The 25,100-nt window shown below is 68.6% G+C and carries 26 protein-coding genes and 1 pseudogene; 3 read left to right on the top strand and 24 right to left on the bottom strand.

What is annotated here, in order from left to right; all coding sequences use genetic code 11:
* Positions 1-285: 285 nt before the first annotated feature.
* Positions 286-635: pseudogene (locus ACX12L_RS20460) on the top strand (methyl-accepting chemotaxis protein); the annotation flags it as partial.
* Positions 636-806: 171 nt separating this feature from the next.
* Here ACX12L_RS20460 and ACX12L_RS20455 read toward each other — a convergent pair.
* The 9 genes from ACX12L_RS20455 to ACX12L_RS20415 form a co-directional block, all read right to left on the bottom strand.
* Complete coding sequence (locus ACX12L_RS20455; protein ID WP_459264277.1) at positions 807-1,391, bottom strand: MarR family winged helix-turn-helix transcriptional regulator; 585 nt, start codon at positions 1,389-1,391, stop codon at positions 807-809.
* Between the two features lie 105 nt (positions 1,392-1,496).
* Positions 1,497-1,913, bottom strand: a complete 417-nt coding sequence (locus ACX12L_RS20450) for a PaaI family thioesterase (protein ID WP_459264276.1) — start codon at positions 1,911-1,913, stop codon at positions 1,497-1,499.
* Positions 1,910-2,890, bottom strand: coding sequence for a hydroxymethylglutaryl-CoA lyase (locus ACX12L_RS20445; RefSeq protein ID WP_459264275.1), 981 nt, complete (start codon positions 2,888-2,890; stop codon positions 1,910-1,912). Before ACX12L_RS20445 ends, ACX12L_RS20450 begins: the two co-directional genes overlap by 4 nt.
* Entirely contained in the window at positions 2,887-4,530 is a 1,644-nt protein-coding gene (locus ACX12L_RS20440) for an AMP-binding protein (protein ID WP_459264274.1), read from the bottom strand. Before ACX12L_RS20440 ends, ACX12L_RS20445 begins: the two co-directional genes overlap by 4 nt.
* Positions 4,520-5,293 carry an enoyl-CoA hydratase/isomerase family protein gene (locus ACX12L_RS20435; protein ID WP_459264273.1) on the bottom strand — a complete coding sequence of 258 codons (774 nt, stop codon included), beginning with the start codon at positions 5,291-5,293 and terminating at the stop codon, positions 4,520-4,522. Before ACX12L_RS20435 ends, ACX12L_RS20440 begins: the two co-directional genes overlap by 11 nt.
* A gap of 21 nt (positions 5,294-5,314) precedes the next feature.
* Positions 5,315-6,295: a Bug family tripartite tricarboxylate transporter substrate binding protein gene (locus ACX12L_RS20430; RefSeq protein WP_459264272.1), complete on the bottom strand. Its 981-nt coding sequence runs from the start codon at positions 6,293-6,295 to the stop codon at positions 5,315-5,317.
* A gap of 29 nt (positions 6,296-6,324) precedes the next feature.
* A complete protein-coding gene (locus ACX12L_RS20425) occupies positions 6,325-7,521 on the bottom strand; it encodes a CaiB/BaiF CoA transferase family protein (protein ID WP_459264271.1) in 1,197 nt (398 codons plus the stop codon).
* Positions 7,521-8,267: an enoyl-CoA hydratase/isomerase family protein gene (locus ACX12L_RS20420; protein WP_459264270.1), complete on the bottom strand. Its 747-nt coding sequence runs from the start codon at positions 8,265-8,267 to the stop codon at positions 7,521-7,523. Before ACX12L_RS20420 ends, ACX12L_RS20425 begins: the two co-directional genes overlap by 1 nt.
* Before the next feature lie 27 nt (positions 8,268-8,294).
* Positions 8,295-9,278 (bottom strand): NAD(P)H-dependent flavin oxidoreductase, encoded by a 984-nt coding sequence (locus ACX12L_RS20415; protein WP_459264269.1) that lies wholly within the window; start codon positions 9,276-9,278, stop codon positions 8,295-8,297.
* Positions 9,279-9,513: 235 nt separating this feature from the next.
* Between ACX12L_RS20415 and ACX12L_RS20410 the strand changes: the two genes are divergently transcribed.
* Positions 9,514-10,131 (top strand): flavin reductase family protein, encoded by a 618-nt coding sequence (locus ACX12L_RS20410; protein ID WP_459264268.1) that lies wholly within the window; start codon positions 9,514-9,516, stop codon positions 10,129-10,131.
* A gap of 109 nt (positions 10,132-10,240) precedes the next feature.
* On the opposite strand, the gene trhP is transcribed toward ACX12L_RS20410, so the two are convergent.
* The 8 genes from trhP to cyoA all read right to left on the bottom strand — a co-directional run bounded on the left by trhP (position 10,241) and on the right by cyoA (position 18,570).
* Entirely contained in the window at positions 10,241-11,608 is a 1,368-nt protein-coding gene (trhP, locus tag ACX12L_RS20405; RefSeq protein WP_459264267.1) for a prephenate-dependent tRNA uridine(34) hydroxylase TrhP, read from the bottom strand.
* A gap of 131 nt (positions 11,609-11,739) precedes the next feature.
* Complete coding sequence (locus tag ACX12L_RS20400) at positions 11,740-12,276, bottom strand: response regulator transcription factor (RefSeq protein WP_459264279.1); 537 nt, start codon at positions 12,274-12,276, stop codon at positions 11,740-11,742.
* Between the two features lie 5 nt (positions 12,277-12,281).
* A complete protein-coding gene (locus ACX12L_RS20395) occupies positions 12,282-13,598 on the bottom strand; it encodes an ATP-binding protein (RefSeq protein WP_459264266.1) in 1,317 nt (438 codons plus the stop codon).
* Entirely contained in the window at positions 13,595-14,383 is a 789-nt protein-coding gene (locus tag ACX12L_RS20390; RefSeq protein ID WP_459264265.1) for an SURF1 family protein, read from the bottom strand. Before ACX12L_RS20390 ends, ACX12L_RS20395 begins: the two co-directional genes overlap by 4 nt.
* Before the next feature lie 189 nt (positions 14,384-14,572).
* Positions 14,573-14,932 carry a cytochrome o ubiquinol oxidase subunit IV gene (gene cyoD, locus ACX12L_RS20385; protein WP_459264264.1) on the bottom strand — a complete coding sequence of 120 codons (360 nt, stop codon included), beginning with the start codon at positions 14,930-14,932 and terminating at the stop codon, positions 14,573-14,575.
* A 1-nt stretch (position 14,933) separates the two neighbouring features.
* The gene (cyoC, locus tag ACX12L_RS20380) at positions 14,934-15,563 is read right to left on the bottom strand and encodes a cytochrome o ubiquinol oxidase subunit III (RefSeq protein WP_459264263.1); all 630 of its coding nucleotides are present in this window, start codon (positions 15,561-15,563) and stop codon (positions 14,934-14,936) included.
* Positions 15,556-17,559, bottom strand: coding sequence for a cytochrome o ubiquinol oxidase subunit I (gene cyoB / locus ACX12L_RS20375; protein ID WP_459264262.1), 2,004 nt, complete (start codon positions 17,557-17,559; stop codon positions 15,556-15,558). The genes cyoC and cyoB overlap by 8 nt, the downstream gene beginning before the upstream one ends.
* A 24-nt stretch (positions 17,560-17,583) precedes the next feature.
* Positions 17,584-18,570 (bottom strand): ubiquinol oxidase subunit II, encoded by a 987-nt coding sequence (gene cyoA / locus ACX12L_RS20370; RefSeq protein WP_459264261.1) that lies wholly within the window; start codon positions 18,568-18,570, stop codon positions 17,584-17,586.
* Between the two features lie 309 nt (positions 18,571-18,879).
* Between cyoA and ACX12L_RS20365 the strand changes: the two genes are divergently transcribed.
* Positions 18,880-20,211: an MFS transporter gene (locus tag ACX12L_RS20365; protein WP_459264260.1), complete on the top strand. Its 1,332-nt coding sequence runs from the start codon at positions 18,880-18,882 to the stop codon at positions 20,209-20,211.
* 108 nt (positions 20,212-20,319) lie between these two features.
* Here ACX12L_RS20365 and tolA read toward each other — a convergent pair whose 3' ends face one another.
* Genes tolA through ribH form a run of 7 tightly spaced genes read right to left on the bottom strand, consistent with a single transcriptional unit; the run spans position 20,320 to position 25,098 of the window.
* Complete coding sequence (gene tolA / locus ACX12L_RS20360; RefSeq protein WP_459264259.1) at positions 20,320-21,264, bottom strand: cell envelope integrity protein TolA; 945 nt, start codon at positions 21,262-21,264, stop codon at positions 20,320-20,322.
* A 21-nt stretch (positions 21,265-21,285) separates the two neighbouring features.
* Positions 21,286-21,711 carry an ExbD/TolR family protein gene (locus ACX12L_RS20355; protein ID WP_013722120.1) on the bottom strand — a complete coding sequence of 142 codons (426 nt, stop codon included), beginning with the start codon at positions 21,709-21,711 and terminating at the stop codon, positions 21,286-21,288.
* Between the two features lie 14 nt (positions 21,712-21,725).
* A complete protein-coding gene (gene tolQ / locus ACX12L_RS20350; protein ID WP_459264258.1) occupies positions 21,726-22,427 on the bottom strand; it encodes a protein TolQ in 702 nt (233 codons plus the stop codon).
* Positions 22,424-22,846 (bottom strand): YbgC/FadM family acyl-CoA thioesterase, encoded by a 423-nt coding sequence (locus ACX12L_RS20345; RefSeq protein ID WP_094436430.1) that lies wholly within the window; start codon positions 22,844-22,846, stop codon positions 22,424-22,426. The genes tolQ and ACX12L_RS20345 overlap by 4 nt, the downstream gene beginning before the upstream one ends.
* A 5-nt stretch (positions 22,847-22,851) precedes the next feature.
* The gene (locus tag ACX12L_RS20340) at positions 22,852-24,036 is read right to left on the bottom strand and encodes a pyridoxal phosphate-dependent aminotransferase (protein ID WP_459264257.1); all 1,185 of its coding nucleotides are present in this window, start codon (positions 24,034-24,036) and stop codon (positions 22,852-22,854) included.
* Between the two features lie 55 nt (positions 24,037-24,091).
* A complete protein-coding gene (gene nusB, locus ACX12L_RS20335; protein WP_459264256.1) occupies positions 24,092-24,637 on the bottom strand; it encodes a transcription antitermination factor NusB in 546 nt (181 codons plus the stop codon).
* A complete protein-coding gene (gene ribH / locus ACX12L_RS20330; protein WP_459264255.1) occupies positions 24,634-25,098 on the bottom strand; it encodes a 6,7-dimethyl-8-ribityllumazine synthase in 465 nt (154 codons plus the stop codon). The genes nusB and ribH overlap by 4 nt, the downstream gene beginning before the upstream one ends.
* Positions 25,099-25,100: the final 2 nt, after the last annotated feature.

Here is a 25,100-nt window from a genome sequence, read left to right as displayed (position 1 = left end):
GTCCTGCCGACTCGCACCAACTCCACCATCTGCTCTCGGAACTCCGCCGGATACGGCAGCCTTGTCTTGCCCATCTCGAACTCCTTGCTTTACAGCGTAAGGTGTCCGTCAAACCGGGGCAACTTCAGAATGACGATTGGAGTGCGCCTCGCGCTGGCGTTCAGATCGCTGGCGGTGTGGGCGCTCATGGGGGGCGGCTCTGTGGGGGCTGCCGCAGCCGGCGGGCGAGGCTGAAGCGGCCACCGCCTGGGTCTGGGGCTGGGGTGCACGGCGGTGGCGCTGCTGTTCCAGCTGTCGCTGCGCCGCGGTATCGTGCAGCTGCTGGCCCAGGCCATTCTGATCGCCGAGACCGTGGCCGCGGGCGACCTGGGCCAGGAGCTCAGCACCGAGCTGCAGGGTGACTTCGGCCGCCTGCTGAGCGCGCTGGGCACCATGGAGGACACATTGACCGAGCTGGTCGGGCGCATCAAGCAATCGGCCGACGCCATCGGCGTGTCCGCCGGCGAGATCGATTCAGGCAGCGGCGATCTGTCACGCCGCACCGAGGAGCAGGTGGGCGTGGCCAGCATGGAGCAGCTCATCGCCACGGTGTGCCAGAACGCCGCGCGCGCGCTCGGCCAGCGGCCTGCTGGGGGAGATCTCTCATGCTTTGGGCGAGCAGAGCGAGGGCATCGCCCACGTCAACCAGGCCGTTGCCCACATGGATGGTGCCACGCAGCACAACGCCGCCCTGGTGCGGCAGGCCGTGGGCGCGTTCACGCTCTAGGCAAAGGTTCTCGGGCCCTGGACGATCGGGGCTCGGGCGATCAGTGGCTTTTCAGCAGTTCGCTGAGCCGAGAAACCAGGTAGCGCATCTCGATGAGGTCGGGGCTGCTGCCTGCGGCAGGCGCCTTGCCGGCCTTCTTCTTGAGGGCCGGCGGTGGCTCTTCGGGGAGCTCGTTGGTGTCGGCGGCGCTGCGCTCGTCGTGCAGCGCCTGCCGGGCGCTGACGGTGAGCGCGCTCAGCATCTCGATGAGCAGCAGGCGCTGTTCTGCGCGCAGTGGGGCGAGCAGCTTCTCGTTGCGCGCCACGGCGTCCTGGAATGCCCGCTCGTACAGTTCCTGGCCCTGGGCCGTCAGGCTGAGCATCACGCCGCGGCCGTCGGCATCGTTACGCTCGCTGGCCACTAGGCCGCGGTCAATGAGGCTCGACACCGTGCGGCTCGCATAGCTCTTGTCCAGGCCCGCGCGCGCGGCCAGCTCCTTCAGGGACAGCGGGGCGAAGCCACCCAACTGGCCCAGCGAGCGCCATTCCAGCAGACTCAGGCCGAATTTGCGTTCCACACGCAGCGTGGTCGTCGCGGCCGACAGGTTGGCCAGCGCGTGCAGGCGCGCTGACAGAAGGTCGCTCATGACGCGCGGTGCCGGTGCGCTTTTCTTCGCAATGCTCATGCTAAGTGCGTTCCCAGGGTGGATTCCATCCACGATTTTAGAGGTCGGGGGGCATGCCTCAGGGGCTCAGCGCGGCCGGCGCAGGCGCAGGGTGGCCATGGCGCAGGCGACCGGCTGCCCGGTCTCGTCGCGCACCTCGGCCCGGCAGAAGGCAAGCGTGCGCCCCGCCGACTCAACCCGCGCCGTGGCGGTGAGCCGGCCGGCGACCGGCTGCAGGAACTGCACGTGTAGGTCGGTGGTGCCGTGCAGTTCCACGCCCTTGCCCAACGTGCGTGCGGCGCGCGCCATGGCACTGTCCACCAGGGTGGCAACCACGCCGCCGTGGACCACGCCGCGCCGGTTGTTCAGCTCCGGGCGCTGCGCGAGCTGCAGGCAGACTTCGCCGGCTTGACTGGAGACTTCCTCGATCCCCATCCACGCGGCGAAAGGCGCCACCTCGGCCAGCGCGCCGGGCGCGCTGGCCGTGCTGCCGCCGTTGCTCATGCGCTGGCAGCCTGGGACGCCAGGTACAGCGGATTGAGGCCGCTGCGCGTGACGCGGCCCTGAAGCTCGCGGCCCAGCGCCTCCTCGCAGGCCTGGGCGACATCCAGCAGCGCGGCGTGGTCGATGCCGGTGCGCACGCCCATCGCCTCGAACAGGTCTACCAGGTCTTCGGTCGCGACGTTGCCGGTGTGCCCGCCCCCGTACCTGACCTTGACCGGGTGGCCCCCCACGCCGCCGAATGCGCAGTCGAAGTAGCGCACACCGGCCTCGAGCGCCGCGACGTAGTTCACCAGGCCCGTGCCCCGCGTGTCGTGGAAATGCGCGATGGCCTCGACCTCGGGTAGTTCCTGCAGCATGCGGCCAAACAGAGCGCGCGTGGTCTGCGGCGTCGCCACTCCCGTGGTATCGCCCAGCGCGACGTGCCGCACGCCCAGGGCTGCGAAGCGGGCCGCATCGCGCATCACTTCGTCGGGATCGACCTGTCCCTCGAACGGGCAGCCGAACGCCATCGAGATGGTGCCGATCAGCCGAAAGCGCCCGTTCGCCGCGGCCACCATGGCGGCGATGTTGACCCACTGGTCTTCGCGCGAGCGCGCCAGGTTCTTCATCGAATGCGTGTTGGTGGCGCTGACCAGCAGGCTCACCTCGTTGGCACCGAAGCCCGCGGCCTGATCGGCGAGCGCGCGCTCGACGGCACGCACGTTGGCGCAGGTCGCCTTGTAGTAAATGCCGGGCCTGCGCAGCAGAGCGCGCAGCACCTCGGAGGCGTCGCCGAACTGCGGGATGACCTTGGGGTTGGAGTACGAGGTGGCCTCCACGCGCAGAAAGCCGATGCTGGCGAAACGCTCGATCAGCGCGACCTTCTGTGCGCTCGTCAGCATCACGGTCTCATGCTGCAGACCGTCGCGTGCAAAGCATTCGCACAGCACCACGTCGCGATCGGCGGGCAGGGGTGTCCTGGCGGCTGTGCTCGTCATGCGGCAGCCTCCGTGCGCTCCAGTCCCCACAACCGCAGGGCGTGCTCGCGCAGCTTGTTCTTTTGCACCTTGGAGCTGCCGGTCATGCCGATGTTTTCGAAGGTATCGACGATCTCCAGGTAGCGCGGCACCTTGAAGTTCGCGGCGCGGGCCCTGCACCAGTCAATCAGTTCCTCGCGGCTGGCTGCCTGGCCTTCCTTGAGCAGGACGAAGGCGCCGGTCACCTCGCCCAGGCGGGCGTCGGGCACGCCGATGACCTGGGCCTGGCGCACCGCCGGGTGGGCGTGCAGCACTTCCTCGACCTCCGACGGGGCCACGTTCTCGCCGCCGACGCGGTACATGTCCTTGAGGCGGCTCAGCATGCGCACGCGGCCCTCGGCATTCATCTCGCCCAGGTCGCCGGTCTTGAGCCAGCCGTCGCGGCTGAACGCCTTGGCCGTGGCCTCCGGCATCTTGTAGTAGCCGCGCATCACGTTCCAGCCGCGCACCTGGATCTCGCCAGACTGGGCCGGGCCGCAGGGTTCGTCGGTAGCGGGGTCGGCCAGGCGCACTTCGACGCCAGGGTGGGGTAGGCCGAAGCCCTGGATGCGCAACTCCAGCGGATCGTCGTGGGCGGAGAGCAGCACGTTCGGCGCGGCCTCGGACTGCCTATAGGCGTTGCACAGACCGGGCACGCGCATGCGTCGATGGATCTGCTCCATCACCTCGGGGCCCGCGGCCGCCCAGCCGCCGCGCAGGTGCAGGCGGTCGGGGTCGAAGTCGGGGTGGCCCATCAGCATGAGGAAGATGGTGTCGTTGCCCGAAATCAGCGTGCAGCGCTCCTGGTCGAGGATGGCCAGGTTCTCAGTGACGTCGAACTTGGGCAGCGACAGGAGACAGCAGCCGGTCGAGAGGCTGACAAGGATGGACAGAGTGCTGCCGGCGACGTGGAAGAACGGCCGGATGCTGAAGTAGCGGTCATCGGCACGCACTCCCATGCGCCTGGCTGCGGCCTGCGCGTCCAGCAGCATGTTGGCGTGGCTCAGCATCACGCCCTTGGGGAAGGAGGTCGTGCCCGAGGTGAACTGGATTAGCAGCACGTCGTCGGCCTGGACGGCGAGGGCGAGGGCGTCAAGCGCCTGCGCGGGCACGGCTTTGCCGGCCCGCAGGAAGTTGGTGTACGACTGGCAACCTGCGGGCAGCGCTCTCTGGCCGAGCATCACGGCATGGCGCAGCTCGGGTAGCTCGGTGCCGGGCAGGGCGGTGGCGAACGCGGGCTCGGCGCCCTGCAGCAGCGCGCGAAAGTCGATGCCCAGGAACTCGTCCGAGAAGATCAGCAGCCGCACGTCGGCCTGCCGTAGGCAAAAGCGCAGTTCGTCGGCCTTAAAGCGTGTGTTGACCGGAACCGTGACGGCGCCGATGCTTGCGATTCCCAGGAAGGTCTGGATCCAGGTGCCGCTGTTGCCCAGCATCAGGCCGACGTGATCGCCTTTACGCACACCCGCCGCATGTAGGGCTGCGGCCGTACGGCGCGCGCCTTCGGCCATCTGCTTCCAGGCCAGGCGTTCGCCGGGGCCGACATAAGCCTCCTGCTCGCCACAGGCAGCCACTGTGCGGGCGAGCACGGCGGCTGCCGTGGCGGGTTCGAGTTCAGGCCGCATGTTGCTGCGCCTCCGTCTTGGCGCCGCCGAACGTGGCGATCGCGCTTTTCCAGTCGCTGTGGCGCAGGTTTTCCTGAATGGCCAGCAGTTCGACGGCCATCGCACCCTGGCGCGTGGCTTCCAGTCCCGTATCGACGCTGTGCTTGGTCAGGCGCACGGTCAGGGGCCGATTGCGGGCGATGGCCTCGGCCATGGCCTGGGCCTCGGCGTCCAGCGCTTCGGGTGCATACACGTGGTTGACCAGCCCCAGGGCCCGGGCTTCTTCGGAGTCCACCACGCGCCCGGTGAACAGAAGCTCCTTGGCCATGCGGGGGCCGACGATGCGCGGTAGCCGCTGCGTGGCGCCGACTGTGCCCCAGCCCACTTCGGGGTACTTGAACGCGGCCTGCGTGCTGGCCAGGATGAAGTCGCAGGCGGCGGCGATCTCGCCGCCGGACCCATAGGCCGCACCTTGCACGACGGCGATGACCGGAATGGGCAGGGCCTCGATCGCGGCGTAGGCCGTGAAGCCTTCCACGCGCCGCGCCACCAGATCCGCGGTGGACATATCCTTGCGCTCCTTGAGGTCGGCGCCGGCGCAGAACACGCTGCCCTGGGCCTTGACCAGCAGGACGTGGATGTCGGGGTCTGCGCTCATGCGCTCACAGGCGTGCGTGATCTCGCGGCACATCTGCAGGTTCAGGGCGTTGCGGCTGTCGGGACGGTTGAGTGTCAGCGTCGCCACGTGGTCGGCGACGTGCAGGGTGAGGGTGTCGTAGTTCATCGCGTGTTCCATGGGCTTGGCTCAGTCCGTGAGCTTCATGCCCATGGCCTTGACGAGCTCCTGCACGGTCTTGGCGTCGTCGCGCACGAAGTCGACGGTCTGTGCAGGAGTGAGGTGATAGATCTCGGCATTTTGCTGCGCGGCCGCGCTCACGAATTCGGGGCTGGCCTGCGTCTTGACGAGGGCCTTGGTCAGCTGGTCCAGGACCGGGGCCGGCGTGCCTGCGGGGGCTGCCAGGCTGTACCAGCTGCCGGTGACCAGGTTGGGCAGGCCGGCTTCGGCAAAGGTGGGAACGTCGGGCAGTCCGGCCGAGCGCTTGCTGCCGCCATAGGCCAGCGCGCGCAGGCGGTTGGACTTGATAAAGCCCTGAACGCTCGAGACATTCAGCAGCCCCACGGGTACGGTGCCGGCCACCATGTCGGTGGTCGCGGGCGCCGCGCCGCGGTAGGGGATGTGTAGCAAGGAGGTGCCGGTTTTGTATTTGAACAGTTCCATGCCGATGTGCGGCGAGCTGCCCATTCCGGCCGAGGCGTAGTTGAGCTTGCCCGGCTGGCCCTTGGCGAGCGCGATGAACTCGGGCAGCGTTTTGGCCTCGACGCTCGGGTGCACCGTGAGCACGTTGGGCACGTTGGCGACGATGCCCAGGAAGTCGAAGTCCTTGATACCGTCGTAGGTCACCTTGGTGGCCGTGGGTGTGACGACGTGCGCCGCGGAGGTTCCCAGCAGCAGGGTGTAGCCGTCGGCCGGCGCCTTGGCGACGAAGGCCGCGCCGATCGCCGCGCCGCCGCCCGCCTTGCTTTCGACGACGACCGGCTGGCCGAGCTGGTCGCCCATACCCTTGGCCAGCACGCGCGCGAGTTGGTCGGCCGGGCCGCCGACCGCATAGGGGTTGATGAGGACGATGGGCTTGCTGGGGAAGGCCTGTGCGCCCGCGGCCAACGGCAGGGCGGCCAGCGTGACGGCCCACAGCGTGCGCAGGGCCTGGGTCTTGATCGGGTTCATCTCTGTCTCCTTGGAAAAAGTAGGGGGGTTCAGATGGCGCCTTGGGCCTGCAGCTGAGCGATCCGCTCTTCTGTCAGCCCCAGCCGCTCCTGCAGGACGGCTGTGGTGTGTTCGCCCAGCAGCGGTGGCCGGCCCATGGCGGGGTCGTCGAAGCCCTGGAAGCGGAAGGGAATGCGCAGGCCGCTGAAGCTGCCGATGAGGGGGTGCTCGTACTGCTTGACCATGCCGCGCGCGGTGACGTGCGGGTCGGACAGCACTTCGTCCACGTTCAGGATGGGGCCGGCGGGAACGCCCACCGCGTCGCAGCGGCGGCAGACCTCATCGCGCGTGAGCTGGCCGACGGCGCGCGACAGGCCCGCCATGACCTCCTCGCGGCGCGCGACGCGGTCGGCGTTGCGCACCAGGCCGGTATCGGTGGCCCAGGCCTCCAGCCCCAGCAGGTTGCACAGCGGCGCCCAGTGCTGGTCGGCGCCCGTGATCTGCACCCACTTGCCATCGCTGCAGACGAAGGCGGCCGACGGAATGCGACCCGGGTGCTCGGTGCCCATGCGGGGCGGCACCTCTCCCAGCGTGAACCAGCGCGCCGCCGCCAGCGACAGAAGGCCCACCTGGCCGTCAAGCATGGAAAAGTCCACGTGGCAGCCGGCATCGGTCTTCTGGCGGCCCAGCAGAGTGGACAGAATGCCGATCGCCACCCACAGCCCGGAGGTCAGGTCGCCCATGGGCAGCCCTGGCTTGACCGGGCCGCCGCCGCGTTCGCCGGTCAGGCTCATCAGCCCGCCCATGGCCTGGAAGATGGTGTCGTAGCCCTTACGGAAGGCGTAGGGGCCCGTCATGCCGAAGCCGGTGCACGAGACGTACACCAGGCGCGGATACAGCGCCGACAGACTCTCGTAGTCGAGGTCGTACTTCTTGAGTGTGCCGACCGGGAAGTTCTCCAGCAGCACGTCGGCCGACGCGGCCAGCCCGCGCACCACCTCCTGGCCTTCGGGAGAGCGCAGGTTCACCGTGACGGAGCGCTTGCTGCGGTTGAACGCCAAGTAGTAGGCCGAGACGTCGCCCTCGCTGCCGTGCACGACGGGCTCGTAGCTGCGGGTCTCGTCGCCACTGCCGGGCTGCTCGACCTTGATGACGGTGGCGCCGAGCTCGGCCAGGATCTGCGTGGCGAACGGGCAGGCCAGCACCCGCGACAGGTCGAGGATTGTGATGCCTTCGAGCGGACGCATCAGCGCTCTCCCTGCGTGCCGGATGCGCTTTTGCGAAAGCCCCGCATCATCACGTTCGCGTCGCGGCCGACGTCCAGGGCCTGCGCCAGCGCCAGATCGGCGGCGCGGTGGAAGGTGCGCTTGGTAGTGGCCATCGCGACGGGGCTCCAGCCCGCAAGGCGCTCGGCCATCTGCAGGGCAGTGTCCAGCACCTCGCCGTCGGGCACGACGCGGTTGGCCAGGCCCAGGGCGAGGGCGCGCGCGCCGTCGATCGGATCGGCCATGGACACGAGTTCGAAGGCCTGCTTGCGACCCACCTGGCGCACCAGGTTGGCCAGCACCACGGCGGCGACGATGCCGTGCTTGAGTTCGGGGTAGCCGAAGCGCACGTTGTCCGCCATCACGACTAGGTCGCAGGCGATCGCCAGCCCCGCGCCGCCGCCCAGCGCGTTGCCGCGCACGGCCGAGACCACCGGCTTGGACATCTGCGAGAACACCAGGTGCAGCGCGGTGGTGAGGTCGGCACGCCGCATGACCGCGCCGGGGTCCTCGGGCACCAGGGCGGAGAACTCGGTCGTGTCAGCGCCGGCGCAGAACGACTTGCCGGCGCCCGTCAGCACGACGGCGTGCACCGACTCGTTAGCCTCGGCCTGGCGCAGGGCGTCGAGCAGGCCTTGGGTGAGTGCGGTGTTCAGTGCGTTGTGCTTGTCCGGGCGGTTCAGCGTCAGCACGAGCACGGCGCCGCGGTTGTCGGTCAACAGGGTCATGGTGGTCTTTCGGTGTTCGATGGGGAATCAGAGGGCCAGCGCGGCCTGGCGGGCAAGGGCGGGGGCGCGCATGTCCTGCATGCGCGTGCACGCCCGGGCCAGCTCCTCGACGAGCTGGCGCATCAGTTCGCGTGCGGGCAGGATGTCGTCGATCAGGCCGGCCGTCTGGCCCGCCTCGACCTTGCCCCAGACGATGTCGCCGTCCAGCGCTGCCTGGCGCAGCGTGCTCTGCTTGAACAGCGCCTCGTATTCTTCCTGCGGCAGATGGGTCTGTTCGGCCGCGAAGATGCGTGCCGCGAAGTCGTTGTCCAGCATGCGCACCGGCAGGCTGCGCTGGCCGACCAGCACCGCATCGGCCGCGCCGGCCTGCAGCACAGCTTGCTTGTAGGCGGGGTGCACCGAGGCTTCCTGCGTCATTAAAAAGCGCGTGCCCAGCTGCACCGCCTCGGCCCCCAGGACCAGCAAGGCGGCGATACCCCAGCCGTCGGCCGCGCCGCCGCCGGCGATCACGGGAATGGACACCTGGCGCAGCACCTGGCGCACCGTGACCAGCGTGCTCACGCCGTGGGCTGGCGGGTGGCCGCCGGCCTCCATGCCGACCACCACGATCGCATCGACGCCGGCGTCCTCGGCCTTGAGCGCGTGCTCCAGCGTCGAGACCACCTGGATCCATCTGGCGCCGTAGTCTCGGAAACGGGCCATATGCGCCCTTGGGCCGCCCTGGGAGGCGACCACGACCGGCACCCGGCGCGCATGCATAGCGTCCAGGATCTCCTGCGCCTGCGGCCGGTACAGCGGAATGTTGACGGCATAGGGCCGGTCGGTCTGCTCGCTCATCTGGTCGAGCACGGCGCAGAAGTCATCCACGTACATCGGACCGGCCGCGACCATGCCTAGGCCGCCGGCGTTGGACACTGCGGCGGGCAGCGCCGCATTGGATGATGCCCAGCTCATGCCCGCCTGGATGATGGGGTGTTCGATTCCCAGAAGCTCGGTGACAAGGGTTTTCATCGAATGATCCATTGCTTAATTGATTGAAATAATAAACCAAATAGAGGATAAATTCAACGAAATGGTTGTGATGGAGATCGATGTGGTGTGCAGTGCGTTGAACAATGGAATGGACAGGGGCAGGGTGCCCGGCGCCATGGCAGCCGCCGGGGCGGAACGCGAAGCGGAGCCGGCTTCTGCACGGACAGCAAAGCTTCGGGTTATGGTCGCCGGCAACAGTTGAAGGAGCGCGACCATGACCGACGCAGTGCACTTTTATGACCCGCAGGGCCCGCATGGGCTTGCACACGATCCGTTCAAGGCCATCGTGGCGCCGCGCGTGATCGGCTGGATTGCCAGCCGCAGCGCGCAGGGCCAAGTCAACCTTGCGCCCTACAGTTTCTTCGGGGCGTTCTCAGCCCACCCGAAGATCATTGGCTTCTCGAGCGAGGGCTACAAGGACACCATTCGCAACATCGAGGAAACGGGCGAGTTCACCTGGAACCTGGCCAGCCGGCCCTTGGCCGAGGCGATGAACCGCACTTCCGCGCCGGTCGCGCCCGAGGTCGATGAATTCGCCCTGGCGGGCCTCACGCCGGCGTCGGGGCTGAACGTGCGCGTGCCGCACGTGCAGGAATCGCCCGCCGCTCTGGAGTGCCGGCTGTTGCAGGTGATTCGCCTGCGTGGCTTGGACGGCCAGTCGACAGGCAACTGGATTGCACTGGGCCAGGTCGTCGGGGTGCTGATCCGCCGCGAGTACCTGCGCGAAGGATTGTTCGACCTGCGGGCGGCGCAGCCCGTGCTGCGCGCGGGCTACCGGGGCGACTACACATCGATCGGCGAGATGTTCGAGATGCTGAGGCCGTTGGCCTGAACCCGGAGTGCTGATCCTGCTGCCCTGGCGCCCTCCTGCGGGTGGGCGTGCCCTTCGCCAGTGCAGAAGTTGCTGAGCGCGGCGGCCGGCAGGCGGCCCGGGCTGCCAACTAGAGCAGGCGGGCGATCAGCGCCCCCTCGACCGGGCCTTCGAGCGGAATGCGTACGCGCACCGGGCTGCCCTGGGCGACCTGCACGGGCTCGCCGTCGAGGTTGAACATCTTCTCCAGCAGGATCTGGCGGTTGCCCTGGGGATGGATGATCTCCAGGGTGTCGCCAACGGCGAAGCGGTTCTTCGTCTCTACCTCGGCCAGGCCACCCTCCCAGCCGCGCACCTCGCCGACGAAGTGGGCGCGCTGCAGCACGCTGTTGCCGGTTTCGTAGTTCTGGTAGTCGTTGGCCGGGCGGCGCTCCAGCAGGCCGCCGGTGTAGCCGCGGTTGGCCAGGCCCTCCAGCTCGGTGATGAGGTGCGGGTTGAACGGGCGGCCGGCCACGGCGTCGTCGATGGCGCGGCGGTAGACCTGCGCGGTGCGCGCCACGTAGTACAGGCTCTTGGTGCGGCCCTCGATCTTGAGCGAATCGACGCCGATCCTCACGAGCCGCTCCACGTGCTCCACGGCGCGCAGGTCCTTGCTGTTCATGATGTAGGTGCCGTGCTCGTCCTCCATGATCGGCATCATCTCGCCGGGGCGGCCGATTTCCTCGATCAGGTAGACTTGGTCAGCCTTCGGATGCCGCTGACCGCTGCCGCAGGTGGAGGCGAACTGCGCGTCGGCCTCCTCGCGGGCCTTGTCGAAGCTGAAGCCCTTGTCCATGCCGGCGGCCAGGGCCTCGCCGGTGTTGGGGTCCACGGCCGCGTCGTGCGTCTTGTATTCCCAGCGGCAGGCGTTGGTGCAGGTGCCCTGGTTCGGGTCGCGGTGGTTGAAGTAGCCGCTGAGCAGGCAGCGGCCCGAGTAGGCGATGCACAGCGCACCGTGCACGAAGACCTCGATCTCCATGTCCGGGCATTCCTGGCGGATCTTCTCGATCTCGTCCATGGACAGCTCGCGCGACAGGATGATGCGCGACACGCCCGCCTTCTGCCAGAACTTCACTGTGGCCCAGTTGGTGGTGTTGGCCTGCACCGAGAGGTGGATTTCGGTCTCGGGCCACTTTTCCTTGACCATCATGATGAGGCCGGGGTCGGCCATGATGAAGGCATCGGGCTTGCACGCGATCACGGGCTCGATGTCGCGCAGGTAGGTGCGCACCTTGTCGTTGTGCGCGATGAGGTTGCTGGTGACGAAGAACTTCTTGCCGCGCTGGTGTGCTTCCTGGATGCCCTGGGCGATCTGCTCCAGGCGGAACTCGTTGTTGCGCGCGCGCAAGGAGTAGCGCGGCTGGCCGGCATAGACGGCGTCGGCGCCGAAGTCGTAGGCCGCGCGCATCTTGTCGAGCGAGCCGGCGGGCAGCAGCAGTTCGGGGTTTTTCAGGGTCATGGGGCGCGATTTTCGCCGATGCGCCATGGCGTGGCGGGCCGCACGGGTAATGGCCGTCGTGTGATTTGCTTCTGATTCAATAGCTAAAAGCGCTTTTTCGGTAAGCGGAAAAGCCTGTTTTTCCTTGAAAATCAGTGGACCTGCCGCTTGTCCAACTTGCGCGTGAGCGTGCGCCGGTGCAGCCCCAGGCGCCGCGCGGCCTCGGTGATGTTGAAGCCGGTTTCGGCAAGCACCTCGTGGATGCGCTCCCATTCCAGCGTCTTGATGGAGCTGCAGCGGTTGGTGAGCTCCACGTCGGCATTGCCCTCGGTGAGGCCGAAGGCGGCCTCGATGTCGTCGGTGTTCGAGGGCTTGGCCAGGTAGTGGCAGGCGCCGAGCTTCACGGCCTCCACGGCCGTGGCGATGCTGGCGTAGCCCGTGAGCACGACGATGAGCATGCCCGCGTCGTGTGCGCGCAGCTGGCGCACGCAGGCCAGGCCGGTGGCCTCGCCCTTGAGCTTGAGGTCCACCACGGCGTAGCCGGGCGAATGTTCGGCCAGCAGTTGCGCCACGCGCGCCAGGCCGTCGGCCTGCAGCACGCGGTAGCCGCGCCGCTCGAAGGAGCGCGCCAGCGTGCGGGCAAAGGCCTCGTCGTCCTCCACGAGCAGCAGCAGGCGTTCGGTGTCCATGTCCATCAGGATATTGTCTCGCGCCCGGTGCCCTGCAGCGCGATCGCGGCCAGGGGCAGCGTGATGGTGACCTGTGCGCCACCTTGCGCGCGGTTCTCGGCGTGCACGCTGCCGCCCAGCGTGCGCGCCACGTTCAGCGACAGGAACAGCCCCAGCCCGCCGCCGGGATGCCCCTTGCTGGACTGGTAGGGCGTGCCCAGCCGCGCGAGCATGGCGGGCGCGAAGCCGGGGCCGTCGTCCGAGACGGTGATGCGCAGCGTGTCCCGGTCGCGCTCGGCCGCCAGGCCGACCCAGTGGGGCGATGCGTCGCGCGCGTTGTCCAGCACGTTGAAAACCATTTGCTGCAGCGTGACGTCGGACACCATGGGGCCGTCCTGGCCGAAGCGGTTGTCGTAGTCGAAGCGGTCCACGGCCCGCGTGGCGCGCCATTCGCGCGCCAGCGCGTCGAGGAACTGGCGCACCGTGGTCTGTGCCGAGGCTTCGGCGCGCGCCTCGCCGGCCGACAGCAGGATGCCGCTGACGATGGCCTTGCAGCGCTGCAGCTGCACCTGCATCTCGGCCACGTCCTGCTGCAGCGCGGCGTTGCCGGCCAATGCGGGGTCGCGGCGCCAGTCGCCCAGGATCACGGCCATGGTGGACAGCGGCGTGCCCAGCTCATGCGCCGCGCCCGAGGCCAGCAGGCCCATGCGCAGCACGTGCTCCTGCTCGGCGGCGCGCTGGCGCGCGGCGGCCAGGCGCGCGTCGCGCTGGCGCAGGTTGCGGTGGATGCGGCTGATGAAGATCACCACCAGCGCCGCGTTCAGCACGAAGCACACCAGCAGGCCCAGCACATAGGGGCTGTCCAGCCCGCGCGCGAAGTCGGGCGCCAGCGGCAGGGGCACGCGGTAGCGCGCCAGCAGCGCCAGGCACAGCGCGGTGATGCACACCATGGCCCAGATGTAGCCGCTGTGCAGCAGGACCGCGCCCAACGCGATCTGCAGCAGGAACAGCGGGGCGAAGGGGTTGCCGGCGCCGCCGCTCAGGTACAGCTGCACGGTGAGCGCGGCCACGTCCACCAGCAGGGCCAGGAACAGCTCCACGTTGCGCACGCCGCGCCCGGTGCGCCAGCGCAGGAGGCTGACCACGTTGTACAGCGCCAGGCACCCGACCACCATGAGCATCTCGCGCAGCGGCAGGAGCAGTCCCAGGCCGTAGTGCGCGACCTCGATGGTGAAGATCTGGCCTATGACGGCGATCCAGCGCAGCTGTATCAGCTGGTGCAGGTTCTTCAGCCCCGCCGCGGCATCGGCCGAGGGCATGGCGGCATCGGCGCCGGGCGTCATGGGGCGTGCGCGGCGGCAGGCGGCCGCCGCTCGTGGCGCGCCACGAAGACCGCCGCCGCGGCGGCCATGGCCGCCAGGCCGAACCAGGTGATGGCGTAGGCGAGGTGGCTGTTGTGAAAGCGCACCACCGTCATGCCGGGCCTGGGCCAGGGGCCCGCGCCGGGGCTGGCGATGGCCGCGCCGGCCTGCGCGCGCGCGTCGGGAATGCCGGCGTCGATGAAGAAGGGGGCGGCGTCCGGCAGGCCCTGGGCCTGGGCGATGGCGGCCACGTCGCGCGAATGCCAGCGCTGCCGCGCCGGATCGTTGTGGCGCAGGAAGCCGCCGCCGGGCTCGGTCATGCGCAGCAGGCCCTGCACCTGCACCGGCCCGCTGCCCCGGGCCATCGGGTCGGCCGTGCCCGCGGCCCAGGCGGCGCGCTGCGCCTGGGGGATGAAGCCGCGGTTGACCAGCACCTGGCCGCCCGAATCGAGCTGCAGCGCCGTGAGCACCCAGAAGCCCGCGCCCAGCTCCGTGGCGGCCTGGGTCAGCACCGTCTTGCCGGCCAGCCAGCGGCCCTGGGCCTGCACGGGCAGGTATTCGTAACCGGCGGCGTCCACGCGCGGCCAGTCGGCGCGCGCGGGCAGGGGGGCGGGGGCGGCGTGCAGGCGCTGTTCCACACGCTCGATCAGCGCCAGCTTCCAGCCGCGCCGCTCCAGCTGCCAGGCGCCCAGCGCGGTGAACACCAGGCACAGGGCGATGCCCGCCAGGGCGAACAGCGCCATCGTCAGCCTGGAGCGCGCCTGCATGCCTGGTCTCCGTTTATTTCAGCTTTTCACCGCGCATTGCACGGCCCGCGCCCCATGAAACTGGCGCACCCCAGGCGAGGGCAGCCGTGCAAGGGCCGCCCCGCCGCACGGGCGGCGTCCCCCTTCCCACGCGTGGCGTGAGAGAAGGGGGAAGCGACGAAGTCGCTCAGGGGGCTTGGTCGTTTCATTTCAGGGGTGCGAGGGCATCATGGCCGCGTTCATGTGGAACATGACCCACAGCGTGCCGGCGATGGTCACGGCCAGGAACACCACGGTGAAGAGCGTGGACAGCATGGTCCAGCCGCCCTGGATCTTGCCGTTCATGTGCAGGAAGTAGACCATGTGCACGACGATCTGCACCGCCGCGAACAGGCCCAGCACCAGCACGCCCGTGGTGCGGTCCTGGATGGCGCCGCTCATCACCAGCCAGAAGGGGATGGCGGTCAGGATCACGGCCAGGACGAAGCCCTTGACGTAGTCGCCCTTGGTGACGTGGATGTCGTCGTGGCCATGCTCGCCATGGCCGGCGTGAAGTTCGTGTGCGCTCATTTCAAAGCACCCCCATCAGGTACACAAAGGTGAAGACGCCGATCCAGACCACGTCCAGGAAGTGCCAGAACATGGACAGGCAGTTCAGGCGGCGGGTGTTCTCGGGGATCAGGCCGTGTTTGCCGATCTGGAGCATCAGCGTGACGAGCCAGATCGAGCCGAAGGTCACGTGCAGGCCGTGCGTGCCCACCAGCGTGAAGAACGACGACAGGAAGGCGCTGCGCTGCGGGCCCGCGCCCTCGTGGAGCAGGTGCGCGAACTCGTACAGCTCCACGGCCAGGAACGCCAGCCCGAGCAGGCCCGTGACGGCCAGCCAGGCCAGCGTGCTCTGCACGTTGCGCTGTTGCTTGCTCAGCATGGCGAAGCCGAAGGTGATGGACGACAGCAGCAGGAAGGCGGTGTTGATGGCCACCAGCTTCAGATCGAACAGCTCGGCGCCCGTGGGGCCGCCGGCATAGCTGCGGCCCAGCACGCCGTAGGTGGCGAACAGCACGGCGAAGATGAGGCAGTCGCTCATCAGGTAGAGCCAGAAGCCCAGCGAGGTGCCGTTCTCGGGATGGGGCTCGTGCGCGAGGTGGTACTCGCGCGGCGCCAGCGCGGCGCCGGGGGTGAGGGTGTGCGTATCAGACATGGGCTGCGGCAAGCTGCTGGGTGCGCGCTTCTTCCGTGGCCGCCACTTCGGCGGCGGGGATGTGGTAGTCGCGCTGGTAGTTGAAGGTGTGGATGATCGAGGCCAGCACGGTGGCGGCGAACGAGGCGATGGCCAGCGGCCACATGTGCCAGATCATGGCGAAGCCGAACAGCGTGGACAGGCCTGCGATGACCACGCCGGCGCCGGTGTTGGCGGGCATGTGGATGGGCTGGAAGCCCGCCAGCGGGCGCCGGTAGCCGTGCTTCTTCATGTCCCACCAGGCGTCGATCTCGTGCGCCACGGGGGTGAAGGCGAAGTTGTACTGCGGTGGGGGCGAGGAGGTGGCCCACTCCAGCGTGCGCGCGTCCCAGGGGTCGCCCGTCACGTCGCGCAGCTGCTCGCGGCGCAGGTAGCTGACCACGAGCTGGACCAGGAAGCTGGCGATGCCCAGCGCGATCAGCGCGGCGCCGCAGGCGGCGATGACGAACCAGATCTGCAGCGACGGGTCCTCGAAGTGGTTCACGCGGCGTGTCGCGCCCATCAGCCCCAGGATGTACAGCGGCGTGAACGCCACCCAGAAGCCCACGAGCCAGAACCAGAACGAGCACTTGCCCCAGAACTCGTCGAGCCTGTAGCCGAAGGCCTTGGGGTACCAGTAGTTGATGCCGGCGAACACGGCGAACACCACGCCGCCGATGATGACGTTGTGGAAGTGCGCGATCAGGAACAGGCTGTTGTGCAGCACGAAGTCGGCCGGGGGCACGGCCAGCAGCACGCCGGTCATGCCGCCGATGGCGAAGGTGCACATGAAGCCCACCGTCCACAGCATGGGCACGGTGAAGCGGATGCGGCCCTTGTACATGGTGAACAGCCAGTTGAAGATCTTGGCGCCCGTCGGGATCGAGATGATCATCGTCGTGATGCCGAAGAAGGTGTTCACCGTGGCGCCCGAGCCCATGGTGAAGAAGTGGTGCAGCCACACCAGGTACGACAGCACCGTGATGCACACCGTGGCGTAGACCATGGAGGTGTAGCCGAACAGGCGCTTCCGGCTGAACGTGGCCACCACCTCGGAGAACACGCCGAACGCGGGCAGCACGAGGATGTAGACCTCGGGGTGGCCCCAGATCCAGATCAGGTTCACGTACAGCATGGAGTTGCCGCCCAGGTCGTTCGTGAAGAAGTTGGTGCCGGCGTAGCGGTCCAGCGACATCAGCACCAGCGCGGCCGTCAGGATGGGGAAGGTGGCCACGATGAGCGCATTGGTGCACAGGGCGGTCCAGCTGAACACGGGCATCTTCATGAGCTGCATGCCCGGCGCGCGCATCTTGATGATGGTCACGATCAGGTTGATGCCCGACAGCGTGGTGCCCACGCCCGCCACCTGCAGCCCCCAGATGTAGTAGTCCAGCCCCACGCCCGGGTCCTGCGCGCCCAGGTTGGACAGGGCCAGCCAGCCCGAGGTGGAGAACTCGCCCAGGAACAGCGACAGCATGACCAGCACGGCGCCGCCGGTGGTCATCCAGAAGCTGAAGTTGTTCAGGAACGGGAAGGACACGTCGCGCGCGCCGATCTGCAGCGGCACGAGGTAGTTCATCAGGCCCGTGACGAAGGGCATGGCCACGAAGAAGATCATGATCACGCCGTGGGCCGTGAAGATCTGGTCGTAGTGGTGCGGCGGCAGGTAGCCCATGTTCTCGCCGAAGGCCATGGACTGCTGCAGGCGCATCATCGCCGCGTCGGCGAAACCACGCAGGAACATGACCAGGCCCAGCACCATGTACATGATGCCGATCCTCTTGTGGTCGATGCTGCAGAACCAGTCGCGCCACAGCGGGCCCCACAGGCGGAACTTGAAGAGGGCGGCGGCCACGGCGAGGCCGCCCAGCACCACGGCGATGAAGGTCCAGAGCACGATGGGCTCGTGCGCCATGGGGATCGAGTCCCAGGTGATGCGGCCCAGCAGCCAGTGGGCCGGGGTAGTGTGTTCAGGCATATCGGATCTCTTGGCTCGTCAGATTCACTGGTGGTGGTGGCCGGCCGCCTCGTGATGGGCGGGGCCGGCGGCCTTGGGGGCGGGCGCGCCGCGGCGCGCGTCCATGGCCATGGTCTCGTGCATGCACGGCTGGCCGTCTTCCACGCAGCGGTTCAGCACCCGGTGGTACAGGCCCGGCTCCACGCTGGAGAAGCGCTGCACGGGATCGCGCTCGCTGGGCTTGGCCAGTTGCAGGTAGGCGGCCTTGTCCAGCGGCTTGCCCCCGGCCTTGGCCTTGTCCACCCACTGGGCGAACTCGGCGTCCGACAGGCCGTGGAACTTGAACGTCATGCCCGAGAAGCCCTTGCCGCTGTAGTGCGAGGCCAGGCCCGGGAACACGCCGGGCTTGTTGATCACGGCGTTCAGCTCGGTCTGCATGCCGGGCATGGCGTAGATCATGCCGGCCAGGTCGGGCACGTAGAACGCATTCATGGTCGAGGTGGCGGTGAGCTTGAACGTGATCGGCCGGTCCACCGGCGCGGCCAGCTCGTTCACCGTGGCGATGCCCTGCTCGGGATAGAAGAAGAGCCACTTCCAGTCCATGGCCACCACCTGCACCTCCAGGGGCCGGGTGTCCGCGGCCAGGGCGCGCTGGGCGTCGATGCGGTCCAGCGGCCGGTAGGGGTCGAGCTTGTGGGTGGCGATCCAGGTCAGGGCGCCCAGCGCGATGATGATCATCAGCGGAACGGTCCAGATCACCAGCTCCAGAACCGTGGAGTGGTGCCAGTCGGGGTCGTAGTCGGCGCCGGCGTTGCCCTGGCGGTATTTCCAGGCGAACAGCAGCGTCAGCAGGATCACCGGCACGATGATGCTGAGCATCAGCAGGGTGGCGGTGATGACCAGGTTGCCCTGCTGGGCGGCAATGTCGCCCGCCGGGTTGAGCACGACGGTCTTGCTGCAGCCGGCCAGGCCGGCAGCGGCGACGGCCGCGGCGAGCCGGGCCGGCCCGCGGAGTTTCTTCATGTGGAGCATGCGAGGAACGTGACGAATGCGCCCACCACCGAGCCCGGCGAGATGCACGCCGTAGGGGTAAACGCGAATTACAGAACGGGTGCAAATGTAATGCGGCTAGCGCTTTTTGCAGTGAGACATTTTGTCCAGGGTCAAACAATGGGCTTCAATGGCGCGCCAGGCATGGTTTTTGGGCGTGTCGGGCGCTGCGCGATACCCGATCTGAATTAGGGGTTTTCCCGGCTATGGCCCTGGTGAAAGCGCACTTGTTGACCAATGGACTTGCGTGTAGAACGGTGTCGTGTCTAACAAAAAGGAGCTGGGGAGAATATGACTAGCGCTTCCATCGCATACCCCGTTTACGGCCACGAGGATGCGGCCTCCCTGTCGCGCGCCCATACGGACGAGGACGTCACCCCCGGCGAGATCGCCGTGGGCGTGGTCATCGGGCGCGCCTCGGAGTATTTCGACTTCTTCGTCTTCGGCATCGCCTGCGTGCTGGTCTTTCCGTCGCTGCTGTTCCCCTTCCTGTCGCGCCTGGACGGCACCCTGGCCGCCTTCGCCATCTTTGCCGTGGCCTTCGTCGCGCGGCCGTTCGGCACCGCCATCTCCATGGCCGTGCAGCGGCGCTGGGGGCGGGGCACCAAGCTCACGCTGGCGCTGTTCGTGCTGGGCGTATGCACCGTGGGCATGGCCTTCCTGCCCGGCTACCGGACGGCGGGCGCGGCGGCCATCGCGGCCCTGGTCGCGCTGCGCTTCGGCCAGGGCCTGGCCCTGGGCGGTTCCTGGGACGGGCTGCCGTCGCTGCTGGCCATGGCGGCGCCGCCCGAGCGCCGCGGCTGGTACGCCATGCTGGGCCAGCTGGGCGCGCCGCTGGGCTTCGTGCTGGCGGCCAGCCTGTTCGCCTACCTGTACGGCAGCCTGTCGCTGGCCGAGTTCCTGGACTGGGGCTGGCGCTATCCGTTCTGCGTGGCCTTCGCCATCAACGTGGTGGCGCTGTTCGCGCGCCTGCGGCTGGTGGTGGGGCAGTCCTATGCCGAGCTGCTGGAGGAAAAGGAGCTGGAGCCCGTGGGCGTGGCGCGCCTGATGCGCGACGAAGGCGGCAACGTGGTGCTGGGCGCCTTCGCCGCGCTGGCCAGCTTCGCGCTGTTCCACGTGGTGACGGTGTTCCCGCTGTCGTGGATGTCGCTGTACTCGGGCCGCTCCATGGCCGAGGTGCTGTGCGTGCAGGTCGTGGGGGCCCTGCTGGCGGTGGCGGCCGTCGCGCTCTCGGGCCGGCTGGCCGACCGCGTGGGGCGGCGCAGCCTGCTGGGCGCCATGGCGGTGCTCATCGGCCTGTTCAGCCTGGCCACGCCCTGGCTGCTGGGCGGGGGCGAGCTCGGCGGCAATGTGTTCCTGCTGGCGGGCTTCGTGCTGCTGGGGCTGTCCTATGGCCAGGCCTCGGGCACCGTCACGGCCAACTTCTCCGCCCGCTACCGCTACACGGGCGCGGCGCTGTCGGCCGACCTGGCCTGGCTCATCGGCGCGGCCTTCGCGCCGCTGGTGGCGCTGGGGCTGTCGGCCCGCTTCGGCCTGGGGGCCGTGACGCTGTACCTGCTGTCGGGCGTGGCATGCACCCTGGCGGCGCTGCGCATCAACCGCATGATCGAGCAGCGCTCCTGACGGTTCTTCAAAAAACATAGCTGCCAGCGCTTGTCCCTCCTTCATTTCAGGCACGAAGTGGCCTGAAATACAGGTAGGGCAAGCGCTGGCAGCTCTTTTTTTGCTAGCTCAGTCCTTCGGGCGGAACCCGATCACCAGCGAAGAGGGCACGCGCCCGTCCACGTCGCGCGGCAGGGTCTCGGTGCGCTGCAGCGCGCGGACCACGGCGTCGTCCCAGGCCTTGTTGCCGCTGGAGTGCAGGATGCGCGTGCCGACGATGGTGCCGTCGGGCGCGGCGCGCACCTCGACCTCGGCGCGCGGGTTGCCTTCCACCAGATCGGGATAGACGATGTTGGGCCTGACCTTGGCCGCCACCTTGCCGGCGTAGCCGCCCGAGGGGCCGGCGCTGCGCTGCGCGGTGCCCGTGGCCGTCTCGCCGCCCGTGGCGCCGGCCAGGCCCGCGATGCGGCGCATCTGGTCCTTGCGGAATTCCTCGGCCCGCTTGGCTTCGAGTTCGGCCTTGCGTTTCTCCTCGGCCAGTTTCTTCTGCTTTTCCTGCTCGGCCTTTTGCTGCTCCAGCCGCTTCTCCTCGGCAAGCCGCTTCTCGCGCTCGGCCTTCTGCTGGGCCAGCTGGCGTTCCTTTTTCTCCTGCTCCAGGCGCTCGCGGCGCTCCTTGTCCTTCTTTTCCTGCTCCAGCTGCTGCTCGCGCTTTTTCTTCAGCTCTTCCTCGCGTTTTTTCTGCTTTTGCAGGGCGATGTCGGCCTCGCGCGTGTCGGGCTCGGCCTGGCGCGGCGGTGGCGGAGGAGGCGGCGGCGGAGGAGCCGGTGTGGGCTGCGGCTGGGGCTCGGGTTCGGGGGCAGGAGGGGGCTCGGCCGCGCGCGGCGCGGCCTGCTGGGGCACGGCGGCCCAGAGCTCGGCCTCCACGGCCGGCTGATCGGCGCTGCTCTTCCAGTTCACGCCCCAGGTCAGCGCGCCGATCAGGATGGCGTGGGCCAGCACCGCCAGCGCGATGGCCCGCATGCGCCCGGGCGGGCGCGGTGGGGCGAACTGGTCGCGGTCGTTGGTGGCGTGCATGCGGGTGGGGGCTCCTTGTGGTCAGCCGCCGCTCTTGACGGCCAGGGCGACGCGGGGAATGCCCGCGGCCTGCAGGGCCGACATGGCCTTCATGACGGAGTCGTAGGAGACGTTCTTGTCCGCGCTGATGAGCACGGGCGTGTCCTCGGGCTGGTCCTTGAGCCAGTTCCTGGCCGTGCTGCCCAGGTTCTGCAGCGGCACGGTGCGCTCGTTGCCGTCGGCCTTGAAGCGTATGCCGCCATCCTTGTCCACGATGACGTCGGCGCGCGTCTTGGGCATCTTGGTGCCCTTGCCCACGGAGGGCAGGTTCACCGAGCTGGGCGTGAGCATGGGCGCGGTCACCATGAAGATGATGAGCAGCACCAGCATCACGTCGATGAACGGCACCATGTTGATCTCGTTCATGGAGCGGCGGCGCGTGCCGCTGCGCGAGGCCATTGCGGGCATGCCGTGCCTCCCTTTCAGTGCCCCGAAGGCGAGCCGGGCTGGGCGCCCAGGTTGCGCTGCAGGATGTTGGAGAACTCCTCGATGAAGGTCTCCTGGTGGATGGCCACGCGGTCGATGTCGCGCGCGAAGCGGTTGTAGGCGATCACGGCCGGAATGGCGGCGAACAGGCCGATGGCCGTGGCCACCAGCGCTTCGGCGATGCCCGGCGCCACGGTGGCCAGCGTGACCTGCTCCATGCCCGCGAAGCCCGTGAAGGCGTGCATGATGCCCCACACGGTGCCGAACAGGCCCACGTAGGGGCTGACCGAGGCGACCGAGCCGAGGAAGGAGAGGCTGGACTCGATCACGTCCATCTCGCGCTGGAAGCTCGCGCGCATGGCGCGGCGCGCACCGTCGAGCAGCGTGCCGGGGTCCTGGATGCGGCGCTCGCGCAGCTTCTGGTATTCGCGCATGCCGCTGGCGAAGATGCGCTCCATGGGGCCGGCGCTCTTGGCGTTGTGCGCGGCGGCCGCGAACAGCTCGTTCAGGCTGGTGCCCGACCAGAAGTCGCGTTCGAAGTCTTCGTTGAGCGCCTTCACGCGCTTCAGGGCGAACAGCTTGCGGAAGATGGCGGCCCAGCTGGCCACGGAGACGGCCAGCAACAGCAGCATGACCAGCTGCACGACCCAGCTGGCATTGAGCACCAGGCTCAGTATCGACATGTCTTGGGAATTCATGATGAGGAGAGTCGTTCCAAAAGAGGGCCCGGGATGCGCGCCGGGCGCAGGGTGGCGGCCTCCACCCAGCCGATGCGGATGCTGCCTTCGCACAGCAGCGCGGGAGGGGATCCGGGGTTCATCTGCTCTGGTTTCAAGAGCGCCTGCTGCTCGATTGTGAGCGAAGCACGGCCGCATTCCTGGAGCCTGGCGGTAACAATCAGTTCGTCGTCCAGGCGTGCGGGGCGCAGGTAGCGCAGGCGTGCGTCGGTTACGACAAACATGCCGCCCGTGAGTTCCCGCAGGCGCTGCTGCCCCAGGTCCAGCGAGCGCAGCCATTCGGTGCGCGCGCGCTCGAAGAACTTGAGGTAGTTGGCGTAGAACACGATGCCGCCGGCATCCGTGTCCTCCCAGTAGATGCGCACGGGCCACTCGAACATCGCACTCAGCCGATCAGGGCCTGCATGCGCGCCACCGCTTCCTGCAGCTGCGCCATGGAGTTGGCCGTGGAGAAGCGCACGAAGCGCGCGGTGTCCGCCGTGCCGAAGTCGCGCCCCGGCGTGATCGCCAGGTGGGCGCGGCGCATGAGCTCGAAGGCGAAGTCCCAGCTGCCCTGCACGCCGAGCCTTTGCGCGGCCTCGCCGCAGTCGGCCCAGGCGTAGAAGGCGCCGTCGGGCGGCACGGGCACGGTCAGCCCGAGCCGGTCCAGCGCCGGGATGAAGAAGTCGCGCCGCGCCTTGAACTCGGCGCGGCGGCGCTCGTATTCGGCGATGCTGTCCGGCTCGAAGCAGGCCAGGGCCGCGTGCTGCGAGACGGTGGATGCGCAGATGAACAGGTTCTGCGCCAGGCGCTCGACCACGGGCACCATGGCTTCGGGCACCACCATCCAGCCCAGGCGCCAGCCCGTCATGTTGAAGTACTTGCTGAAGCTGTTGATGCTGATGACGTCCTCGCCCAGGGCCAGGGCCGTGTGGCCGAACGCCTCTTCGTAGGACAGGCCCAGGTAGATCTCGTCGATGATCGTGATGCCGCCGCGCGCGCGCACCGCCGCCTGGATGCGGCGCAGCTCATCGGGCGCGATGGAGGTGCCCGTAGGGTTGGAGGGCGAGGCCAGCAGCACGCCGCGCGTGCGTGCGCCCCAGGCGGCCTCGACCTTGGCGGCGCTGAGCTGGAAGCGCTCCCCGGCCGTGGTCGGGACGAGCACCGCCCGGCCGTCGGCCGCGCTCACGAAGTGGCGGTTGCAGGGGTAGCTCGGGTCGGGCATCAGGATCTCGTCGCCCGCGTCGATGAGCGCCAGGCACGCGAGCTGCAGCGCGGCCGAGGCGCCCGCCGTGACCACGATGCGCCGCGCCGGCACATTCACGCCGAAGCGCGTCGCATACCAGCCGCTGATGCGCTCGCGCAGCTCGTCCAGGCCCAGGGCGTTGGTGTATTGCGTGAGGCCGTCCCGCACGGCGCGGTCGGCGGCCTGCCGTACCAGCGGCGGCGCGGTGAAGTCGGGCTCGCCGATGTTCAGGAAGATCATGGGCTCGCGCGTGCCGGCCACCTCGCGCGCCAGGCCTTGCGCGGCCTTGGCCACTTCCATCACGTAAAAGGGTTCTATGCGCTCGGCGCGGGTGGAGAATTTCATGGCGAAGCAGCCTGCCCGCGGCCGGCGGCGCGCGGGCGTGAAGACAAACGAAGGGTCAGCCGGCCTTGCCCGCGGCCTTGTCGGCAGCGACCTCGGCGGCGCGCAGCTGCGGCGCCAGGCCGTTGAGGATGCCGTTGACGTACTTGTGGCCGTCGGTGCCGCCGAACTCCTTGGCCAGCTCGATGCACTCGTTGATGACCACGCGCCAGGGCACGTCGGGGCAGTGCTGGAACTCGTACACGCCGATCCACATCACCGCATGCTCGATGGGCGAGATCTCGGCCATCTTGCGGTCGAGCAGCGGCGCGATCAGCGCGTCCATGTGCTGGGCCGTCTCGATGCAGCCGTGCAGGAGCGCGTCGTAGTGCGCGGCGTCGGCCTTGTGAAAGCCCGACAGGTCGCGCGTGAACAGGTCGATGGCGGTGGCGTCGTTGCCGCCCACCAGGTGCTGGTAGAGCGCCTGCAGCGCGAATTCGCGCGCGCGCGAGCGCCCCGACTTGGAGCCCGCCTTGCGCGCGCCGGTGGCGGTCAGGCCGGTGCGCGGCTGGCGTGGCGGGCGCTTGGGCTGCGCGGGTTGCCCGGGCGTGGGGGCTTCGCTCACGACAGCTCCTCCTGCAGGTTGGCCATCTCCACGGCCACGCGGGCGGCATCCGCGCCCTTCTCGCTCTGGCGGGCGATGGCCTGCTCCAGGTTCTCGGTGGTCAGGATGGCGTTGGCGATCGGGATCTGGTAGTCGAGGCCGATGCGCGTGACGCCGGCGCCCGATTCGTTGGCCACCAGCTCGAAGTGGTAGGTCTCGCCGCGGATGATGCAGCCCAGCGCGATGAGCGCGTCGTAGCCGCCGCGCTCGGCCATGGCCTGCAGCGCCAGGGGCACCTCCAGAGCGCCGGGCACGAGCACGTGGCGGATGTGCTGCTCCTGCACGCCGAGCCGGAGCAGCTCGGCGCGGCAGGCGGCCGCCAGCGTGTTGGTGATGTTCTCGTTGAAGCGGGCCTGCACGATGCCGATGTGCAGCTTCCTACCGTCCAGCCGGTCGGCCGTTCCCTTGTCTGCGCCAAACATGA

Source organism: Alicycliphilus sp. T452, from assembly GCF_054512775.1.
The sequence above is the reverse complement of the archived record's forward strand: the minus strand, read 5'-3'. Positions and strand labels throughout refer to the sequence as shown.

Coding starts and splice junctions, on each gene's coding strand:
- ACX12L_RS20455 (WP_459264277.1), bottom strand. CDS start 1,391: ATGAGCGACCTTCTGTCAGCGCGCCTGCACGCGCTGGCCAACCTGTCG.
- ACX12L_RS20450 (WP_459264276.1), bottom strand. CDS start 1,913: ATGAGCAACGGCGGCAGCACGGCCAGCGCGCCCGGCGCGCTGGCCGAG.
- ACX12L_RS20445 (WP_459264275.1), bottom strand. CDS start 2,890: ATGACGAGCACAGCCGCCAGGACACCCCTGCCCGCCGATCGCGACGTG.
- ACX12L_RS20440 (WP_459264274.1), bottom strand. CDS start 4,530: ATGCGGCCTGAACTCGAACCCGCCACGGCAGCCGCCGTGCTCGCCCGC.
- ACX12L_RS20435 (WP_459264273.1), bottom strand. CDS start 5,293: ATGAACTACGACACCCTCACCCTGCACGTCGCCGACCACGTGGCGACG.
- ACX12L_RS20430 (WP_459264272.1), bottom strand. CDS start 6,295: ATGAACCCGATCAAGACCCAGGCCCTGCGCACGCTGTGGGCCGTCACG.
- ACX12L_RS20425 (WP_459264271.1), bottom strand. CDS start 7,521: ATGCGTCCGCTCGAAGGCATCACAATCCTCGACCTGTCGCGGGTGCTG.
- ACX12L_RS20420 (WP_459264270.1), bottom strand. CDS start 8,267: ATGACCCTGTTGACCGACAACCGCGGCGCCGTGCTCGTGCTGACGCTG.
- ACX12L_RS20415 (WP_459264269.1), bottom strand. CDS start 9,278: ATGAAAACCCTTGTCACCGAGCTTCTGGGAATCGAACACCCCATCATC.
- ACX12L_RS20410 (WP_459264268.1), top strand. CDS start 9,514: ATGACCGACGCAGTGCACTTTTATGACCCGCAGGGCCCGCATGGGCTT.
- trhP (WP_459264267.1), bottom strand. CDS start 11,608: ATGACCCTGAAAAACCCCGAACTGCTGCTGCCCGCCGGCTCGCTCGAC.
- ACX12L_RS20400 (WP_459264279.1), bottom strand. CDS start 12,276: ATGGACACCGAACGCCTGCTGCTGCTCGTGGAGGACGACGAGGCCTTT.
- ACX12L_RS20395 (WP_459264266.1), bottom strand. CDS start 13,598: ATGACGCCCGGCGCCGATGCCGCCATGCCCTCGGCCGATGCCGCGGCG.
- ACX12L_RS20390 (WP_459264265.1), bottom strand. CDS start 14,383: ATGCAGGCGCGCTCCAGGCTGACGATGGCGCTGTTCGCCCTGGCGGGC.
- cyoD (WP_459264264.1), bottom strand. CDS start 14,932: ATGAGCGCACACGAACTTCACGCCGGCCATGGCGAGCATGGCCACGAC.
- cyoC (WP_459264263.1), bottom strand. CDS start 15,563: ATGTCTGATACGCACACCCTCACCCCCGGCGCCGCGCTGGCGCCGCGC.
- cyoB (WP_459264262.1), bottom strand. CDS start 17,559: ATGCCTGAACACACTACCCCGGCCCACTGGCTGCTGGGCCGCATCACC.
- cyoA (WP_459264261.1), bottom strand. CDS start 18,570: ATGCTCCACATGAAGAAACTCCGCGGGCCGGCCCGGCTCGCCGCGGCC.
- ACX12L_RS20365 (WP_459264260.1), top strand. CDS start 18,880: ATGACTAGCGCTTCCATCGCATACCCCGTTTACGGCCACGAGGATGCG.
- tolA (WP_459264259.1), bottom strand. CDS start 21,264: ATGCACGCCACCAACGACCGCGACCAGTTCGCCCCACCGCGCCCGCCC.
- ACX12L_RS20355 (WP_013722120.1), bottom strand. CDS start 21,711: ATGCCCGCAATGGCCTCGCGCAGCGGCACGCGCCGCCGCTCCATGAAC.
- tolQ (WP_459264258.1), bottom strand. CDS start 22,427: ATGAATTCCCAAGACATGTCGATACTGAGCCTGGTGCTCAATGCCAGC.
- ACX12L_RS20345 (WP_094436430.1), bottom strand. CDS start 22,846: ATGTTCGAGTGGCCCGTGCGCATCTACTGGGAGGACACGGATGCCGGC.
- ACX12L_RS20340 (WP_459264257.1), bottom strand. CDS start 24,036: ATGAAATTCTCCACCCGCGCCGAGCGCATAGAACCCTTTTACGTGATG.
- ribH (WP_459264255.1), bottom strand. CDS start 25,098: ATGTTTGGCGCAGACAAGGGAACGGCCGACCGGCTGGACGGTAGGAAG.